This is a genomic window from Deinococcus metalli, assembly GCF_014201805.1.
Taxonomy (GTDB): domain Bacteria; phylum Deinococcota; class Deinococci; order Deinococcales; family Deinococcaceae; genus Deinococcus; species Deinococcus metalli.
Map to the genome: position 1 here is coordinate 148362 of NZ_JACHFK010000001.1, position 16598 is coordinate 164959.

The following is a 16598-nucleotide window of genomic DNA, read 5'->3' on the forward strand; positions in this document are numbered from 1 at the left end:
CCGGGGCCTACAGGGCGCGGCGCACGGTGCAGATCGCGCCGTCCGTGGCGTCGCCGGCCGCCACGCGCAGCAGCGCCAGCGGCGACAGTTTCGGCCGGGCCGCCAGCGTCGCCTGCCACTGCCTGCCCAGACGGTTCAGGGCTGTGCCCAGGTCGGCGGTGGGCACGGTCAGGGTCAGGCCGCTGTGCAGGGGCGGCCGGCCCGTTCCGAACGCGCACAGGCGCACCCGCCTGGGCGTGCCGGTCAGCGGCGTGAGCGCCGTGACGGTCAGCGTGCCGTCCCGGCCGTTCATCACGGCGACCATGCTGAAGGCCTTGTCGTCGCCCACCAGGCCGAAGCTGGTCATGGTGCCCGCCGACTGCTCCACGCTCACGACCGTGAAGGTGGCGCGGTTGACGCTCAGGCCGGTCCCGGCCTCGCGGAAGTCCAGGGTCCAGCGGCTGTTCAGTGTGAAGGGTGAAGGAGCAGGAGAAGTCGCCGCGCCTGCCATCGACACCATCATCATCGCCAGCAGGACCGCCACTCGCCTCATCCCGGGCAGCGTAGCGGTTTTGCCCGCCCACGGCGTGAGGACGCGGCTCGACAGGACACGCACTACCCCCGGTTCCTTCAGGAAAACGGAACCGGGGGTGAGAGGACGGGCCGGGCTCAGTTCCAGCGGCCGCCGCGCTGCTGCCGGGTCTCGGGCTCGGGGGCGGCGTACAGTTCCTCGGCACGCGACAGCTTCTTGCGGCCGTACAGGCCTTCCAGGATGAACTCGGCGGCCGACACGCGCACGTCGTCGCTGCCCGACGCGGCGACCTCGGCGGCGAGGTCCGTCAGGCCCGGCACCTCGCGCGTGGCCTTCACGGCCGCCGCCGCGTTGCCCGACTGCGGGAAGCGGAAGACGTTGCCGTTCTCGAACCACTTCTCCAGCTCGCGCGTGTCCGCGCTGCCCAGCAGACGGGCGTACACTGCGCCGGCTGCCTTGCGGATCACGTCCTTGGCGACGCTGTCGGCACCCTTGAGTTCGCCCTCGTACTCCAGTTCCATCTTGCCGGTGATCGCGGGCAGGCCGGCGTACACGTCGCTCACGCGCACCACGGCCTCGCCGTCACCGATCAGGGCGCGGCGCTCGGCGTTGGCGGCGGCGACCTCCAGCAGCGAGATCGGCAGGCGCTGCGACACGCCGCTCATCTTGTCCACCCGGCCGTCCTCGCGCGCCTGGAAGGCGATCTCCTCGATCAGCTCCGCGATGAATGGCGGCACGACCACGTGCTCGGCCCGCACGGACTCCTGCGCGGTGATGTCCATGCCGAGCTTCACGTCGGTCGGGTAGTGCGTGCGGATTTCGGAGCCGATGCGGTCTTTGAGCGGCGTGACGATCTTGCCGCGCGCCGTGTAGTCCTCGGGGTTGGCGCTGAAGACCAGCATGACGTCCAGTTCCAGGCGGATGGGGTAGCCCTTGATCTGCACGTCCCCCTCCTGAAGGATGTTGAACAGCGCCACCTGCACCTTGGGCGCCAGGTCGGCCAGCTCGTTCACGGCGAAGATGCCGCGGTTGGCGCGCGGCAGCAGCCCGAAGTGCATGGAGCGCGTGTCGCCCAGGCTGGTACCCAGCCGCGCGGCCTTGATGGGATCAACGTCCCCGATCAGGTCGGCCACCGTCACGTCGGGCGTGGCGAGTTTCTCCACGTAGCGCTCGGCGCGCGGCAGCCAGCGGATCGGCAGCTCCAGGCCGTGCGCCTCGAGCAGGTGCCGACCCTCGGCGCCCACCGGGTTGAGGGGATCGTCCGGCATGTCCACGCCGTCGATCACCGGCACCTCCTCGTCGAGGAGCCCCGTGATCGCGCGCAGGATGCGGCTTTTCGCCTGCCCGCGCAGGCCCAGCAGGATGAAGTTCTGGCGCGCCAGCAGCGCGTTCACGAGTTGCGGGATCACGGTGTCGTCGTAGCCGACCACGCCGGGGAACAGCTCCTCGCCGCTGCGGAGCTTGCGCGTCAGGTTCTCGCGTACCTCGTCCTGCACCAGCCGGATCTTGCCGTCGAAGGGAGTGCGCCCAGCGTATCCGGGCGTCGAAAGGAGGTCACCGAGCGTTCTGGCCCTTGCAGTCACTGTCATCTTGCGCGGACGCTACCACGCACCTGTGCAGGGGAATGTGCGGGTGGTGGCGGAATGCCGGAGCCGGTGTGGTCTCCGGACTCAACTCGGGCTGTGTGACGCCGCCGCCGCGTCCGACGCCTGCTCGTCCTCCAGCGCCTTGTACGCGCACACCGCGGCCAGGGCGCCCAGCAAAGGCGGCACGCCCCCCAGCTCCAGCTGCACGTCCTTGCCGTCCACCACGCCGCCGATCCGGCCGTGCAGGTGCCCGCCATCGACCGTCAGGCGCACGTCCTTGCCGTCGATGCGGCCCGAGTAGCGCCCCTCGATGCGGTTCCCGTGGAGGCCCAGGTGCACGTCGTCGCCGTCGATACGCCCACCCAGGCGCACGTCCACCCGCTCCGGCGTCACGTCGCCGTCCGCGTCGAAGCCCGCGAAGGTGCCGCCGACGCGGCCGTCCACGTCGCCGGCGCGCAGCGTCAGGTGGATGTCCTTGCCCTCGAAGCGCCCGCCGATGCGGCCCGACAGGCGCTCGCCGTTCCAGTCCGCGTGCACGTCGTAGCCCTGGGTGATTCCGCCAATGCGTCCGTTCAGGTTCGCCATGTCACGAGGTACGCGCCAGAGCCGGCGATGGTTGCGGCGCGGCCGCCAGCGCCACGCCAGCCACGCACAGCGCCAGGCCCGCCAGCGAGGCCGCGCTCAGGCGCTCGCCGTACAGCAGCCACGTCTCCAGCACGGCCAGCGGCGGCACCAGGTAGAACAGGCTGCCCACCCGCGCGGCCGGCAGGTCGCGGAGCAGCGTCATCAGCAGCAGGATCGCCCCGACCGACAGCACCAGCACCAGCCACGTCAGCGACACCACGAACTCCGTGGTCCAGTGGACCTCGCCGCCGCCGCGCGCCAGCGTCACGAGGCCCAGCGCGGCGGCGCTCGCCACGTACTGCGCGGTGGTGCCGCCCAGCAGCGGCATGTCGGCCCCCACCCGGCGCTGGTACAGCGTGCCCGCCGTGGTGCACGCCAGCGCGACCAGCGCCGCCACGACGGCCCCGGTGCCCACGCTGCCCCCGGCGCCCACCCGGCCCTCCACGACCAGCAGCACGCCCACGAAGCCCAGGGCCAGCCCCGCCCACTGCCGCGACGTGACCCGCTCGCCCAGCACCGGCCACGACAACCCCGCGGTCAGCAGCGGCTGCACGCCCACCAGCACGCTGGTGATGCCGGCGGGCAGGCCCAGCCAGATCGCGGTGGTCACGCCGCCCAGGTACCCGGCGTGCAGCAGCAGGCCCGTCACGGCGGCGCGGCCCGCCTGCCCGCGCGTGGGCCACGGAGCGCGCAGCAGCGCGGTCAGCAGCCCCATCAGCCCGGCGGCGATGGTGAAGCGCAGCGCCAGGAATGCAAAAGGATCGGCGTTGCGCGCCGCACCCTTCGTGCCGATGAAGCCCGTGCTCCACAGCACCACGAACAGCAGCGGCGCGGCGGCCAGGGCAGCGGACTTCACGCGGGACATACGGCAGGCTAGTGCAGCGTGCACCGGCCCGCGTTCACGTCGTCCAGGATCGCTGGCACAGCACCAGCCGGTAGCCGTCCGGGTCGGCCACGGTCACGCCCCAGCGCTCCCAGTACGGATTCAGCGCCGTGACCCGCCGCCCGCCGTGCGCCACCATCCGCTCGACCAGCGCGGGCGGCACCGGCGCGTCCAGATACAGCACCAGCAGGTCCTCCGGCGTGGGCGTCGGCCGGACGTCGTGGTGCCGCGCCCGCGTGAGTTCCAGGTGCCAGAGCGCGCCCGGCACGCCCAGCATCAGCAACTCGGCGAAGTCGTCGGCATCGCTGCGCCACAGCACGCTCAGGCCCACGCCGTCCACGTAGAACGCCTCGGCGGCGCGCAGATCCGCACTCGGCCGCGCGATGCGGATGGGCGTGGCGGCCGTGACGGTGGGCGGCGTCATCCGGGGGCTCCGGCGACCACCGTGTCCTCCGCCGTGAGGGTGCGGCCCCCGTCCCACGCGAGCGTGAAGGGTGCGGGCACGGCGGGCCGTCCATCCGGCATCCACCCGCGTCCGGCGGGCACCACGATCAGCATGCCGTCGTGGCTGCCCACGGCGGTGAAGGTGTCGCTCTGGCCGTTGAAGGGGAAGATGCCGCGCTCCTCGCCCAGCCGGCGCACGGCGGCGGGGACGTCCCGCACCACCACGCCGTACTCGCTGAGGTGCAGGACATGCTGCGGCCCGAAGAAGCCCGCATGGTCGTGCGGCCGGTCATGCCGGGCGATGAATTCCACGATGTTCCCGGCCGGGTCGTCGAAGTACACGTTGGTGGTGTTCCAGCGGGCGTTCGGCCCGAAACAGGTGCGGCCGTCCGCGTCGGCCAGCAGGAGCACGCGCGCTCCCAGCCACGCCTGCGCGCCGTCCACCAGCGTGCGGGGAATGTCGAGGGCGAAGTGCGAGAACGCCGCGTGGGCCGGGTCATGCACGAAGGTCACGCGGCTGGCACCGACCTGCACGGTCACATGCTGCGGCGTGTCCTCCAGGAGGTTCAGGCCGAGGGTGCCGGCGTAGAAGTCGCGCTGGGCACCGAGGTCGCGGGCGTGCAGGGTCAGGTGGTCGAGGTGCATGGGCGCTCCAGTGGGGGAGAGGGGCCGGTGGTCACGGGCGGACGGTGAGGGCGCGGAGAAACGGCGGCGCGGTCATGTCCCTATCGTGAAACCTCACGTACACTTGAGGTCAAGTGCCGCCCGAGCCCTCCTTTGTCCTGACGCCCGCCCAGGTGGCCGAGCGCTCCGGCCTGAGCGTGCCCACGCTGCACCACTACGAACGCGAGGGCCTGATCCGCAGCGCCCGCACCACCGGCAACCAGCGCCGCTACGCCCGCGAGACGCTGCGCCGCCTTGCGTTCATCCGCGCGGCCGTGCGGGTCGGGGTGCCGCTGGCGGAGATCCGCGCCGCGCTGAACACCCTGCCGGAGGGCCGCACGCCCACCCGCGCGGACTGGGCGGCCCTGTCCGCGCGCTGGCGGACGCAGCTCGATGGGCGCATCGCGGCGCTGATCCGGCTGCGCGACGACCTGAGCGGCTGTATCGCGTGCGGGTGCCTGTCGCTGGAGACCTGCGCGCTGCATAACCCCCGCGACGAGGCCAGCCGCCGCCACCCGGGCCGCAGCCGGCTCAGCTGAGGCGCTGTGCCCGGGCTGCGGGCGCCGGCCGCTCGGGGACGAAACTCAGGGCGATCAGCGCCAGGCCCGCCCACTGCCCGCCGCTGAGGGTATGGCCCCGCAGCAGGTCGATCAGCAGCGCCGTCGCCGGGCTCAGCCGGGTTAGCAGCGAGACCTGTACGGCCGAGGAGTGCTGGATGCCCCGGAACCACAGCGCGTACGCCAGCGCGGTGGTCACCACGACCATGTACGCCAGCCACGGCCACTGCCCGGCCGTGGGCAGCGCCGGAACGCCCTCCAGCAGCAGCGCGAGCGGCACCAGCAGCACGCCGCCCCACGTGAGCTGCCACGCCGTGACCGACAGCATGGCGGTGCCCGGCGGCGTGCCCCACGCGCTGCTCAGCAGGTAGCCGCCGGACGCGGCGACCACGCTGACCACGCCGGCCACGACACCCCAGGGGTCCAGCCGCGCGCCCGGCCCCAGCACCAGCAGCGCCACACCCACCAGCCCGAGCAGCGCCGCGCCCAGCGTGTGCCGCGTGGGCGCCTGGCGCCACGCCACCAGATTGAAGGCGATGATCAGCAGCGGCCCGAGGGCGCCGAGTGTGGCCGCCACGCCCCCGCTGAGGCGGCTGGCACTGATGAACAGCGTCCCGAAGAACAGCCCGAAGTTCAGCGCGCCGAGCAGCAGGCTCCTGCCCCACCACATGCCGCGCGGCAACTCGCGCACCACCAGCAGGAGCAGCACGCCGGCCAGCAGCGCGCGCAGGGCGGCGACCGTGAGCGGCCCCAGCGGACGCAGCTCGTCCAGCACGAGGTAGCTCGTGCCCCAGCTGAGCGGGGCCAGGGCTGCCATGGTCAGGGGCGAGAAGAGCTTCATCTCTAAAAACTTTAGTACTAAAATATTTGGAAAGCAAGCACCCCGCCCGCTACACTCCGCGCATGACCACCGTGGCCCTGCTCGACCGTATTCGGCACGACTGGCACGCGCGGGAGCCGGAGCTGGACACCGCGCCCATGCTGACCTTCATCACCCTGAGCCGCGCGCAGTCGCTGCTGGGCACAGCGGTGCGCTCGACTGCGGCCCGGGCGGGGCTTACCTCCGGCACCCGCGACGTGCTGTTCACGCTGTACCGCTCCGAGCCGCCCCAGGGCCTGCCGCCGGGCGAACTCGCCGCGCTGCTGGCCGTGTCGCCCGCCACCATCACGGGGTGCGCCGACACGCTGGAGGAGCGCGGCCTGCTCACCCGCACCCTCGACCCGGACGACCGGCGGTCGTGGCGCATCGCCCTCACGGACGCCGGCCGCGACCTCGTCCGCACGCACCTGCCCGAGCACCTCGCGTTCGAGCGTCAGCTCCTGGCTGCGCTGACGCCGGACGAGACCGCGGCGCTGGAGGCGCTGCTGCGCAAGCTCATCGCTCACGCCGAGGCGAACGCCCTGGTCTGATCCGGCACGGGCAGCGTGACCGTGAATTCCGCGCCGCCCTCCGGGTGGTTTCGGGCCTCCAGGGTGCCGCCCTGCGCCTCGGTCAGCGCCCGCGCGATCGCCAGGCCCAGTCCCGAACTCGCCCGGCCCTGTGGATCGCGGGTGCGGCTGGCGTCCGCGCGGTAGAAGCGCTCGAAGGCCCGCGACAGCGCGTCCGGCGCGAAGCCCGGCCCGTGGTCGCGCACCGTCAGCTGCACCACCGGGCCGGCGGCGCGGGCGCTCAGTTCCACGGCGCCGGGCGCAGCGTAGCGCAGGGCGTTGTCCAGCACGTTCTGGAGGGTCTGCCGCAGCCGGTCGGGGTCCGCCTGCACGGCCACGCCCGGCTCGGTGTGCAGCGTCAGGGTGACGCCCGCCTCGCCGGCCCGGCGCGCGTAGGTGTCCGCGAGCGCGCCCAGCAGCGCCCCGGCGTCCACGGGTTGCAGGGTCAGGCTCAGGGCGCCGCCCTCCGCGAGCGACAGCAGGCGCAGGTCCGTGACCAGCCGCGCCAGCAGCAGCACCTCGCCGTGCAGCCGTGACAGCGCGGCGTCATCGGCGGGCTGAACGCCGTCCTGCATCGCCTCGATCTCGGAGCGCAGCACCGACAGCGGCGTGCGCAGATCGTGCGCAATGTCCGCGACCAGCCCGCGCCGCCACGCCTCCTGCCGCGCCAGGCTGGCCGTGAGGTCGTTGAACGCGAGGGTCAGGGCACGCAGCTCGTCGTGGCGGGGCGGCACCGGCAGGGTCACGCCGCGCTCGCCGGATTGCAACCGGCCCGCGCCGTCGGCCAGCCGCAGCAGCGGCAACGTGAGCTGCCGCGTGATCAGCGCCGCCACCACCGTCGAGAGCAGCGTGTTGATCACGGCCGCGCGGACTGCGCCCCCCATGATCGTGCGCCCCGCCTGCCGCACCAGCGCGTCCCAGTCGGCCGCCGACAGCGTCACGCTGGTCTCAGGCCGGAACTGCGCGAGCACCTGCATGGTCGTGCCCACCGTCATCCCGGTGGTCAGGATCACGGCCAGCAGCGCCGTGAGCATGAACGCGCGTCCCAGCCGCGAGCGCAGCCCCCAGCGGCGCCGGCCGTGCGGACGGCCCGGCCAGCGTTTCAGGTGCCGGAGCTGCTCCCGGCGCCGGTCCTGGAGGTGCCCGCGCGGCTCCGTCACGCCGCGCCCACCCGCAGGCGGTAGCCCACGCCGCGCACGGTGTCCAGCAGCGCGGCGTCCTCACCGAACTTGCGGCGCAGGTTCTTCACGTGCGCGTCCACCGTCCGCTCGTCCGTGCCGCGCTCCAGGCCGCCCAGGGCCGCCAGCAGCTCCGCGCGGGTGCGCACCACGCCCGGGTCGCGCGCCAGCAGGGCCAGCAGCCGCACCTCGGCCACCGTCACGTCCAGCGCCGCGCCGCGCAACGTGACCGTGAAGGCCGCCGGGTCCACCACCAGCGGCCCGGCGTGCAGCGCGCCCACGATCTCCGGCCCGCCGCCCGCCCGGCGCAGCACCGCCTTCACGCGCGCCACCACCTCGCGCGGGCTGTACGGCTTGACCACGTAATCGTCCGCACCGATGCCCAGACCCAGCAGGCGGTCGATCTCCTCGTCGCGCGCGGTCAGCATGATGATCGGTACACCCGACTCGGCCCGCACCCGCCGCGCGACCTCCAGGCCGTCCAGTTCCGGCAGCATCAGGTCGAGCAGGATCAGGGCCGGCCGGGCCGCGCGCCACAGTTCCAGCGCGCGCCGCCCGTCGCCGGCCCGCTCGGTGTGGAAGCCCTCCCGGCGCAGGTACACCTCCAGGATGTCCGCCAGCCGGGGTTCGTCTTCCACGATCAGGATGGTGCTCATCGGATTCCATTCTCCACGCTGTGGGGCGGTGGGATCTGACGCCCACCGCCCCTGGACGTTCAGAGCTTCAGGCCACCGTCGCGGCCGGCGGGCTGGTCTGCGCTGGGCCGGTCCGGGCGGAGTTCGCCGCTCAGGGTGCGGCGCAGGGCCTCGTATTCGTCCGCGTTGATCTCGCCCTTCGCGTAGCGCTCGCGGGCGATGTGCAGCGCGGAGTCGTTCACGAAGCGGTCGCGGTGACGCCGCCACTTGTCGCGCATCTCGGCGGCCATGTCCGCGTTGGCGGTCATGGCGCCCGCGTCGCCCGCCATGAAGCGCCGGGCCATGAAGCGGCGGCGCCGGAACAGCACGAACGCGCCGATCAGCAGCAGCGGCAACAGGAAACCGGGGCCGTGGGGATGCGGGTACGGACCGTACGCTGCGGGGCCGTAGCCGTACGGCGTGGCCTGGAGGGGCGCGTAGCCCTGGGCGGGCAGCGGGGTCTGGTACGTGGCGGCGGGCGGGTTGTTGATGATGACGTCCATGTTCACTGTCTCCTCGGACCTTCTGGGTTCGTGCAGGGGCCGTCCCTGCCTGCACGAACCCTACGTCCGGCCCCGTGAAGGGCGGGGGGAGGGAGTGTGAATCCACTGTGAACGCCAGGGCGCAACGTGGGCGCCCGGCCGCAGCGGCAGAACCGCGGGCCGGGCACGCAGAGGGGACTGGATTACTTCTGGCAGCCCAGGCGCACGCGGAAGCTGGGCGTGGGCGTGCTGTACGCCGCCTTCACGCCGGTGGCGCGCAACACGGCTGGGTCGATCTCCACGAGGAGCTTGTCCGCCGGGGTCAGGTTCGCGGACGCTGCCGAGTCGGCGTAGAACGCCAGCGTGAAGGTGCTGCCGGCCCCCTGCGCGAGCTTGCGGAACTGGAGGTCCTGCACGGTCTCGCTCTCCAGTGCACTGCCGTCCTGGAGGATCAGCTGGAGGCCCTTGACGCCGGTGTTCTGCCCGTCGGTGGTGACCGCGCTGCCGTTTTTCCACTCCAGGGTCACGGCGTAGCCCCTCTGCTGCCCACCGTAGCGCTGGGCCGGCTTGACGCTGCGGACGGTCAGGCGCCACACGCCGTTGAACAGGGTCTCGCCCACGCAGCCCTCCAGCGACGCGCGCTGGTTCGCGCCGCCGGGCGTGGCGCTGCCCAGCGTGACGGTGCGGCCGCTCACGCTGCTCGGAATGCCCAGGGTCGTCAGGGCAGACAGCGGCACGTAGGTCTGCCCGTTCACGGTGACAGCCGGGGTGGGGGAGGCCTGGCCGTTCACGACCAGCGAGTAGGACTGCGCGGCGGCCACCGGCGCGGCGGCCAGGGCGAAGGAACACAGGACTGTACGAATGGAATTCATGGCGACTCCTCGGAGGTCGGCTCGCACCTGGGCCCTGCCCCGGACCCGGCGGAGCGGCCGCCTTCCCGTCCGTCCGGCCTTCCTCCTGCACCCATCATGGGCGCCGCCGGGTCAGGCCCTGGTGAGGCGGAACGGCCCCCGCGCCGCAGGGCGGGTGGGACCGGGCGCTCCCAGACGCTCCGGTCACGCCGCGCTTCGTCGTGCCGGACGGCAGTGCCGGGCCGCAGCCCTAGCTCTCGCACCTCCTCCGGTTCACCGGCGGCGCTATCCTGCCCCCCATGTCGTACCAGGCCGTCATCGGGCTCGAAGTCCACCTGCAACTGAAGACGCGCAGCAAGATCTTCAGCGCGTGCCCGCAGGAGTACCACGGCGCGGAGCCGAACACCTTCACGGACCCCTTCACGCTGGGCCTGCCTGGAACGCTTCCCACCCTCAACCGCGAGGCGGTCGAACTCGCCATGATGTTCGGCCTGGGCCTGAACTGCGACGTGTCGGGCTTCACGCAGTTCCACCGCAAGAACTACTTCTACCCCGACGCCCCCAAGAATTTCCAGCTGTCGCAGTACGACCGGCCCATCGCGCGCGACGGCCACCTGGACGTGACCCTGGAGGGCGGGGACGTGCACCGCATCCGCATCAAGCGCGCCCACCTGGAGGACGACGCGGGCAAGCTGACGCATCCCGCGTACGCGCCGTACTCGCTGCTCGACCTGAACCGGGCGGGCTCGTCCCTGCTGGAGATGGTCACGGAGGCCGACCTGCGCACGGCCGAGCAGGCCCGCGCGTTTCTGGAGAGCGTGCAGGCCATCGCGCAGGCGCTCGGCGTGTCGGACGCCACGCCCGAGGAAGGCAAGATGCGCTGCGACGTGAACCTCAGCGTGCACCGCCCCGGCGAGCCGTGGGGCACCAAGTGCGAGGTCAAGAACCTCAACTCCTTCCGCTCGGTGGCGCGCGCCATCGAGTTCGAGACGGCGCGGCAGTCGCGCGTGCTGGACGCGGGCGGGCGCATCACGCAGGACACGCTGGGCTGGGACGAGGGCGGCCAGAAGACCTTCCTGATGCGCACCAAGGAGGGCGAGGCCGACTACCGCTACTTCCCCGAACCCGACCTGCCGCCGCTGGACATCACGCCCGAGTGGATCGCGCGCGTGCAGGCGCGCATGCCGGAACTGCCGGTCCAGAAGCGCGGGCGCTACGTCGCGGCAGGCGTGCGCGACTCGGACGCGCGGGCGCTGAGCCTCAGCGTGCCGCTGTCGCGCTTCTACGACGACGCCCTGCGCGCGGGTCCGGACGCCCGGCCGGTCGATGCCCAAAAGCTCGCCAACTGGCTGCTGGGCGACGTGTCCGGATGGCTGGCCGCGCGCGAGCAGGCCCTCGCGGACGCGGCCGTGCAGCCCGCGCACCTGGCCGCGCTGGTCGGCCTGATCGATGCCGGCACCATCAGCGGGCGGGTCGCCAAGGACCTGCTGCCGGACGTGATGGCGGGCCATGATCCCGCCGCGCTGGTGCGCGAACGTGGCCTGAGCGTGGTCACCGACACCGGCGCCATCGACGCCGCCATCGACGCTGCCATGGTCGCCGACCCCGCCACGGTCGAGAAGGTGCGCGGCGGCAACGCCAAGGCCATGAACGCCCTGTTCGGCCCGGTCATGAAGGCCCTGGGCGGTCAGGCCAAGCCGGAAGTCGTGCGCGAACGCCTGACGCACAAGCTCGGGCTGTGACCCCGGCGGCGTGGCGCTCCGCGGCGCTGGGCGCGCTGTGGGCGCTGGTCGTGGCGACCTTCGGGCTGGCCGCGTTCACCCTGTGGCGCTCGCCGGTGCTGGATGTGGTCGCGGTGCTCGAGGCCCTGCGCTCCGTGCTGGCGGCCCTGGTGCTGCTGTGGTGGACACAGGTCTTCACGCGCTATGTCGCGGCCGAGGCGGTGCCGGACACCGACGGGGTGCTGCGCTCCGTGCGCGCGCTGCTGCCGTGGCTGACCTCGCTGCGGATCGCCATGTGGCTGCTGCTGCTGCTCTCGCTGGCCGGCGGCGTCGCCGAGACGGCCAGCCCGGTCGCGGTCACGGCGCTGGTCACGATCAGCGGGGCGTTCATCTTTGCGAAGAACGCCGTGTTCGGCACGCTGGCCCGCTGGGCGCCCACCCCGAACGAGGCGCTGGGCCGCGTGCGCCTGGGCCAGTGGCTGAACGCCGCCGCCGCCCTGAGCCTCGCGCTGGGCGTGGTGAATGTGGTGCCTATCGCCGGGCTGCCCGGCAGCGACACCCCGGACGTGGCCGCCATGATCGTGTACGGCACGCACGCGCTGCTCGACACAGCCGCCATGCTGCTGGCCCTGAAGGCCGTGCCGCCCCCGATGGCGCCGTAGCGCTACTTCGTCCAGCCGTGCTCGTAGCAGTACGCCCAGTCCTCGCCCGGCTCGGCGGACCGGATGATGGGGTGGCGCTGCGCGTGCGCGTGTCGGGTGGCGTGCCGGTTCTTGCTGGAATCGCAGCAGCCCACGTGCCCGCAGGTCATGCACACGCGCAGGTGCACCCACGTGTCGCCCAGCGCCACGCATTCCAGGCACACGTCAGCCTCCGGCGTGACCGGCCCGGCATTGTGCTCGGCGTGCTCGCACTGCGCGCGCTGCGTGGCGCTCAGCGTGATCGGCGGGTGCTCCGCGAGGTGGCGCAGGATGTGGGCGCGCGTGACCTCCGGCGGGGTGATCAGGTCCAGGATGCCCGCCACCACTTCCTTCCGGGGGCTGATGATGTGCTGCGCGCCGAGCGCCTGGAGGCCGTGGAAGCCCTCGCTGGTCGTCGCCTGCGTGATGATCGTGAGGTCCGGCGCGACCGTACGCGCCACGCTCACGGCGCGCTCGGTCATCTCCGGGTCGTCGTCCGCGATCACCAGGGCACTGGCCGAGGCGATGTCCAGCTCGCGCAGCAGCCCCGCACGGGTGTAGTCCGCGATCAGCACCGGAGCGCCGCGGCCCTGGAGTTCGCTGGCACCGTCCGGACTGCGCGTGATCACCGAATACGGCTTGCCCGCCCGGCTCAGCGCCCGCGCCGCGATGCGGGCGTACGGGCCGTACCCGGCGAAGATCACCCGGTCGCGCACCGGCAGGCCGTGGGCTCCCCCTTCACCCGACGCTCCGGGCGAACCGTTGTCCCCAGGTCCGCCGGATAGCGCAGGGGCGGTCAGGCGGGCCGTCAGGACGCCCGCCAGGGCGCTCAGCGCGGGCGTGAACGCCATCAGCAGTACCGTCGCCGCGATAAACACCCCGCTGCCGCGCTCGCCCATGCCCGCGAAGCTCAGGCCCAGCGCCGCGCCCGTCGTGGCCAGCACGAACGAGAATTCCCCGACCTGCGCGAGCCCCAGCGCCACCGGCAGGGCCGTGCGCGTGGGCTCGCCCAGCAGCCGCACGCTGACGAAGGCCACGGCCGCCTTCAGCAGCGCGATCAGCGCGGCCGCGCCCAGCACCAGCCCCAGGTTGCGCACCAGGAACCCCAGGTCGAGCTGCACGCCGACCGACAGGAAAAACGCCGCGCTGAACAGGATCTGCAGCGGCAGGATCTCACCCAGCGCCTGCGCGCCGTAGCGGCTCTCGCTGACCAGCAGGCCCGCCAGGAACGCGCCCAGCGCGAGGCTGACCCCGGCCAGGGCGGTCAGGGCGGCCGTGCCGAAACACAGCGCCACCACCGTCAGCAGGAAGATCTCGCTGCTGCAGGTCCTGGCCACCACCTCCATCACCGGCGGCACGATGCGCCGCGCGGCGACCAGCACGAACGCGATGATGCCCCCCGCCTTCGCCAGGGCGAGGAGCACTCCGCCCGCGCCGCCGCCCTGCCCGGCCAGCATGGGAATCAGCAGCACCATCAGCACCACCGCGAGGTCCTGGAAGATCAGGATGCCCAGGCTCACCTGACCGGTGCGGGCGTTGGTCTCGCCGCGCTCGCCCAGCACGCGCATCACGATCGCGGTGCTTGACAGGGCGATCAGGCATCCGGTGAACACGGCGCTCTGGGCGCCGACCCCGAATGCCAGCAGGGCGCCCGTCACCGCCACGATCGTCAGGCCCACCTGCAGGCCGCCGCCCAGGAAGATCAGCCGCGCGATCCGCGACAGCCGCTCCAGGCTGAACTCGATCCCGATGGTGAACAGCAGCAGCATCACCCCCACCTCGGACGCCGACGAGATCAGCGCCGGATCGCGGATCAGGCCCAGCGCGCCCGGCCCGGCCAGCACCCCCGCCACCAGAAACCCGATGATTGGGATCAGGCGCAGCCGGAACGACGAGTACGCCGCCAGCGCTGACACCGCCAGCAGCAGCGTCAGTTGCAGCAGGAATTCCGGCGGGCCGGCGTGCGCGGCCCCGTCCGGGGCGGCGGCGAGGGCCGGGCCGGTCAGCAGGATCGCCACCGCCGGCAGCAGTCGGCCAATCGACACAGGAACGAGGGACATACCTCAGCATGCCGCACGCCGCGCCGGGCGCACAGGTCGCCCTGCGTCATCTGGGACCGGGACGCCGGGTATCTGGGCCTGGGGCGGCAGTGCTGATCAGTGGCCCGAACATTCTCCATCGCCCTGTAGACATTCACAGTGGCTCGGCGTTCCCTCAACGGAAGCTGGCGGCCGGATACAGGGCTTCCGCTCCCCCTGCCGGGGTCTGTCCTCAGCCCTCGCTGCGCCACTCCTCGGCGGCCGGGAGCGTCACGAAGAACGATGCGCCCTCGCCGGGACGCCCTTCAGCCCGCACGTGCCCTCCGTGCGCGATCACGATCCGCCACACGTCCGCCAGACCCAGGCCCAGGCCCTCGAAGCGGGTGGTGGTGGGCAGGCGCGTGAACGCCCCGAACAGCCGCGTGGCGTCGGCCGGATCGAAGCCCACGCCGTTGTCCCGCACCTCCACCAGCACCCCGTCCGGCACCACGCTGGCCGACACCTGCACGTGCGGCTGTGCCTGCTCGCCGGTGTACTTCAGCGCGTTGTGCAGCAGGTTCCCGAACACCACCCGCAGGGCGGCCGCGTCGCCCCGAACGGGTGGTATCGGTCCGATCTCCACCGCCACCGCCCGCTGCGGGTCCGCCTGATCCGCCCACGCCGCGCGCACCACCGCGTCCAGATCCACGGTGCCGGACGCCTGCGGCACCGCTCCACGCGCCGCGTACGCGAGCAGGCCGTCCAGCACCTCGGCCATGCGCTCGGTCGCGCCCGTGATGGCGTCCGCCGACCGCGTCCGCTGCGCGCCGGACACCTGATCCAGCAGTGTGGCGTGCCCGAGGATCACCTGCATCGGCGTGCGCAGGTAGTGGCTCACGGAGTGCGCGAAGGCCCGCAGCTCCTCGTTCGCCGCGTGCAGCTCCTGCGTGCGCCGCTCCACCCGCGCCTCCAGGTGCGCGTGCAGCTCCGCGACCTCCTGCCGCGCCTCGCGCAGCGCCTCCCGCTGGATGCGGGCCGTCACCTGAGCGCGCTCGTATTCCAGTTCCGCCAGTGCGACATCCAGCCGTTGCCGCTCCAGCCGGCGGTCCAGGTCGTCCTGCAGGTGACGGTGCCGCTCGCCCAGCTCGTACGCAAGCCGGTATTCGCCCAGCGCCGCGTGGGCCTGCGCCTGCAGCCGGAACGCCCGCGCATGGAGCCGGCCCGGCGCCCCGGTCTCCAGGCGCTCCAGGGTATGCCGGGTGCAGTTCAGGGTGAACTGCGGATCGTGGGGCAACTCCAGCTCGGCACGGTTCAGGAGGGTACGGGCGGCGGCGTGCGTGAGGCCGCCGCGCTCAAGCAGCTCCAGACCCGTGGTCAACAGGGCGCGTGCCTCCTCCGTGCGGCCCAGCAGGCCGTAGATCCGCCCAAGGGTGTCGCTGGCTTCGCCGGCGATACGCAGCCCACCTTCGAGGTGCAGGGCATGGCGTTCAATGATATCGGCAGCTTCATCCAGACGGTTCAGTGAGGTCAGCGCCTCCGCCTTGTTGATTAACATCACCTTGTCCGACTCGGCCGGTGGGTTCAGTGGACGTCCGTCCAGATAGCTGTCGATCACATCCAGGGCCTGCTGGTGCAGCTCGAGCCGCGAGTAGAGGAGGGCGTGCTGGGCGTGCACGAATACGGTGACCTGGGACGAGTCCGTGTGGGCGAGTGCGTTCCGGAGCTGCGTCAGCGCCACGGCATAACGCTCGAGTTCGATACTGACGATCACGGCGTTGGTCGCCGCGATCGTTGCTCCGCGACGATCGCCGCTGTCCAGCGCCGCGCGGCTCGCCCGTTCCAGCCAGAGACCCGCGTCTTCCAGCCGTCCCTGGCGGAAGGCGGCACCAGCCAGAGCGTTCATAGCAGCTGTTGTCTCGCGGGGGCGCTTCAGACCGTCCAGAATGGCGGTGAGCCGCTCAATATCCTCATCTACCGTGCTGCTCTCTCCAAGAGAGATGAACATCGAGAGCCGTTGTGCGCGGACGCCCGCCTCGCTCTCGGCATCACCGTCTGTGTGCTCCAGAGCTTCATCCAGAATGAGTTGCGCTCTGTCGTTGTTTCCCGTTTCCGACAGCCCGGCGCCGAGCGCGGTCAGCAGGGAGGCGAGGGTGCGCCTGTCTCCGGTCGCCCGGGCTGCGGGTAGCAGCGCCTCGGCCTCGCGTACCACGTCTGCCGGCTGGTCGCGGGTGCGTTCGCGCAGTGCCAGCAGCGCCTCGGCGGACAGGGAGGGGTGGGTGGAGGTCGGCATCAGCGTGT

General features: G+C 72.3%; 17 protein-coding genes. 4 read left to right on the forward strand and 13 right to left on the reverse strand.

Annotated features, from left to right (window positions below):
• Window positions 1–7: 7 nt before the first annotated feature.
• From HNQ07_RS00775 to HNQ07_RS00800, 6 genes are all read right to left on the reverse strand, one after another.
• On the reverse strand, window positions 8–532 hold the full coding sequence (locus HNQ07_RS00775; protein ID WP_184108882.1) for a hypothetical protein: 525 nt from the start codon (window positions 530–532) through the stop codon (window positions 8–10).
• Window positions 533–648: 116 nt separating this feature from the next.
• Entirely contained in the window at window positions 649–2100 is a 1452-nt protein-coding gene (locus tag HNQ07_RS00780) for a sigma 54-interacting transcriptional regulator (RefSeq protein WP_184108884.1), read from the reverse strand.
• 81 nt (window positions 2101–2181) lie between these two features.
• Window positions 2182–2682 (reverse strand): hypothetical protein, encoded by a 501-nt coding sequence (locus HNQ07_RS00785; protein ID WP_184108886.1) that lies wholly within the window; start codon window positions 2680–2682, stop codon window positions 2182–2184.
• Between the two features lies 1 nt (window position 2683).
• Window positions 2684–3586 (reverse strand): DMT family transporter, encoded by a 903-nt coding sequence (locus HNQ07_RS00790; protein ID WP_184108888.1) that lies wholly within the window; start codon window positions 3584–3586, stop codon window positions 2684–2686.
• A gap of 34 nt (window positions 3587–3620) precedes the next feature.
• Window positions 3621–4028, reverse strand: a complete 408-nt coding sequence (locus HNQ07_RS00795; protein ID WP_184108890.1) for a VOC family protein — start codon at window positions 4026–4028, stop codon at window positions 3621–3623.
• Window positions 4025–4693: a VOC family protein gene (locus tag HNQ07_RS00800; RefSeq protein WP_184108892.1), complete on the reverse strand. Its 669-nt coding sequence runs from the start codon at window positions 4691–4693 to the stop codon at window positions 4025–4027. Before HNQ07_RS00800 ends, HNQ07_RS00795 begins: the two co-directional genes overlap by 4 nt.
• A gap of 113 nt (window positions 4694–4806) precedes the next feature.
• On the opposite strand from HNQ07_RS00800, the gene soxR reads away from it, so the two are divergent.
• Window positions 4807–5250 carry a redox-sensitive transcriptional activator SoxR gene (soxR, locus tag HNQ07_RS00805; protein ID WP_229831805.1) on the forward strand — a complete coding sequence of 148 codons (444 nt, stop codon included), beginning with the start codon at window positions 4807–4809 and terminating at the stop codon, window positions 5248–5250.
• Here the strand turns inward: soxR and HNQ07_RS00810 are convergent.
• Window positions 5243–6109: an EamA family transporter gene (locus HNQ07_RS00810; RefSeq protein ID WP_184108894.1), complete on the reverse strand. Its 867-nt coding sequence runs from the start codon at window positions 6107–6109 to the stop codon at window positions 5243–5245. The genes soxR and HNQ07_RS00810 overlap by 8 nt on opposite strands.
• 62 nt (window positions 6110–6171) lie before the next feature.
• Between HNQ07_RS00810 and HNQ07_RS00815 the strand changes: the two genes are divergently transcribed.
• Window positions 6172–6678, forward strand: a complete 507-nt coding sequence (locus HNQ07_RS00815; protein WP_184108896.1) for a MarR family winged helix-turn-helix transcriptional regulator — start codon at window positions 6172–6174, stop codon at window positions 6676–6678.
• Here the strand turns inward: HNQ07_RS00815 and HNQ07_RS00820 are convergent.
• From HNQ07_RS00820 to HNQ07_RS00835, 4 genes are all read right to left on the reverse strand, one after another.
• Complete coding sequence (locus HNQ07_RS00820) at window positions 6651–7856, reverse strand: sensor histidine kinase (protein ID WP_229831804.1); 1206 nt, start codon at window positions 7854–7856, stop codon at window positions 6651–6653. The two genes, HNQ07_RS00815 and HNQ07_RS00820, sit on opposite strands and share 28 nt — an antisense overlap.
• A complete protein-coding gene (locus HNQ07_RS00825; RefSeq protein WP_184108898.1) occupies window positions 7853–8530 on the reverse strand; it encodes a response regulator in 678 nt (225 codons plus the stop codon). Before HNQ07_RS00825 ends, HNQ07_RS00820 begins: the two co-directional genes overlap by 4 nt.
• 59 nt (window positions 8531–8589) lie before the next feature.
• Window positions 8590–9051 (reverse strand): SHOCT domain-containing protein, encoded by a 462-nt coding sequence (locus tag HNQ07_RS23805; protein ID WP_221274663.1) that lies wholly within the window; start codon window positions 9049–9051, stop codon window positions 8590–8592.
• 182 nt (window positions 9052–9233) lie between these two features.
• On the reverse strand, window positions 9234–9902 hold the full coding sequence (locus HNQ07_RS00835; RefSeq protein WP_184108900.1) for a hypothetical protein: 669 nt from the start codon (window positions 9900–9902) through the stop codon (window positions 9234–9236).
• Between the two features lie 278 nt (window positions 9903–10180).
• On the opposite strand from HNQ07_RS00835, the gene gatB reads away from it, so the two are divergent.
• Window positions 10181–11623 (forward strand): Asp-tRNA(Asn)/Glu-tRNA(Gln) amidotransferase subunit GatB, encoded by a 1443-nt coding sequence (gene gatB / locus HNQ07_RS00840; RefSeq protein ID WP_184108901.1) that lies wholly within the window; start codon window positions 10181–10183, stop codon window positions 11621–11623.
• Window positions 11620–12264 carry a hypothetical protein gene (locus tag HNQ07_RS00845; protein ID WP_184108903.1) on the forward strand — a complete coding sequence of 215 codons (645 nt, stop codon included), beginning with the start codon at window positions 11620–11622 and terminating at the stop codon, window positions 12262–12264. Before gatB ends, HNQ07_RS00845 begins: the two co-directional genes overlap by 4 nt.
• Window positions 12265–12266: 2 nt before the next feature.
• Here HNQ07_RS00845 and HNQ07_RS00850 read toward each other — a convergent pair whose 3' ends face one another.
• Window positions 12267–14342, reverse strand: a complete 2076-nt coding sequence (locus tag HNQ07_RS00850) for a cation:proton antiporter domain-containing protein (protein ID WP_184108906.1) — start codon at window positions 14340–14342, stop codon at window positions 12267–12269.
• 211 nt (window positions 14343–14553) lie between these two features.
• A complete protein-coding gene (locus HNQ07_RS23905; protein ID WP_229831803.1) occupies window positions 14554–16590 on the reverse strand; it encodes a sensor histidine kinase in 2037 nt (678 codons plus the stop codon).
• Between the last annotated feature and the right edge of the window lie 8 nt (window positions 16591–16598).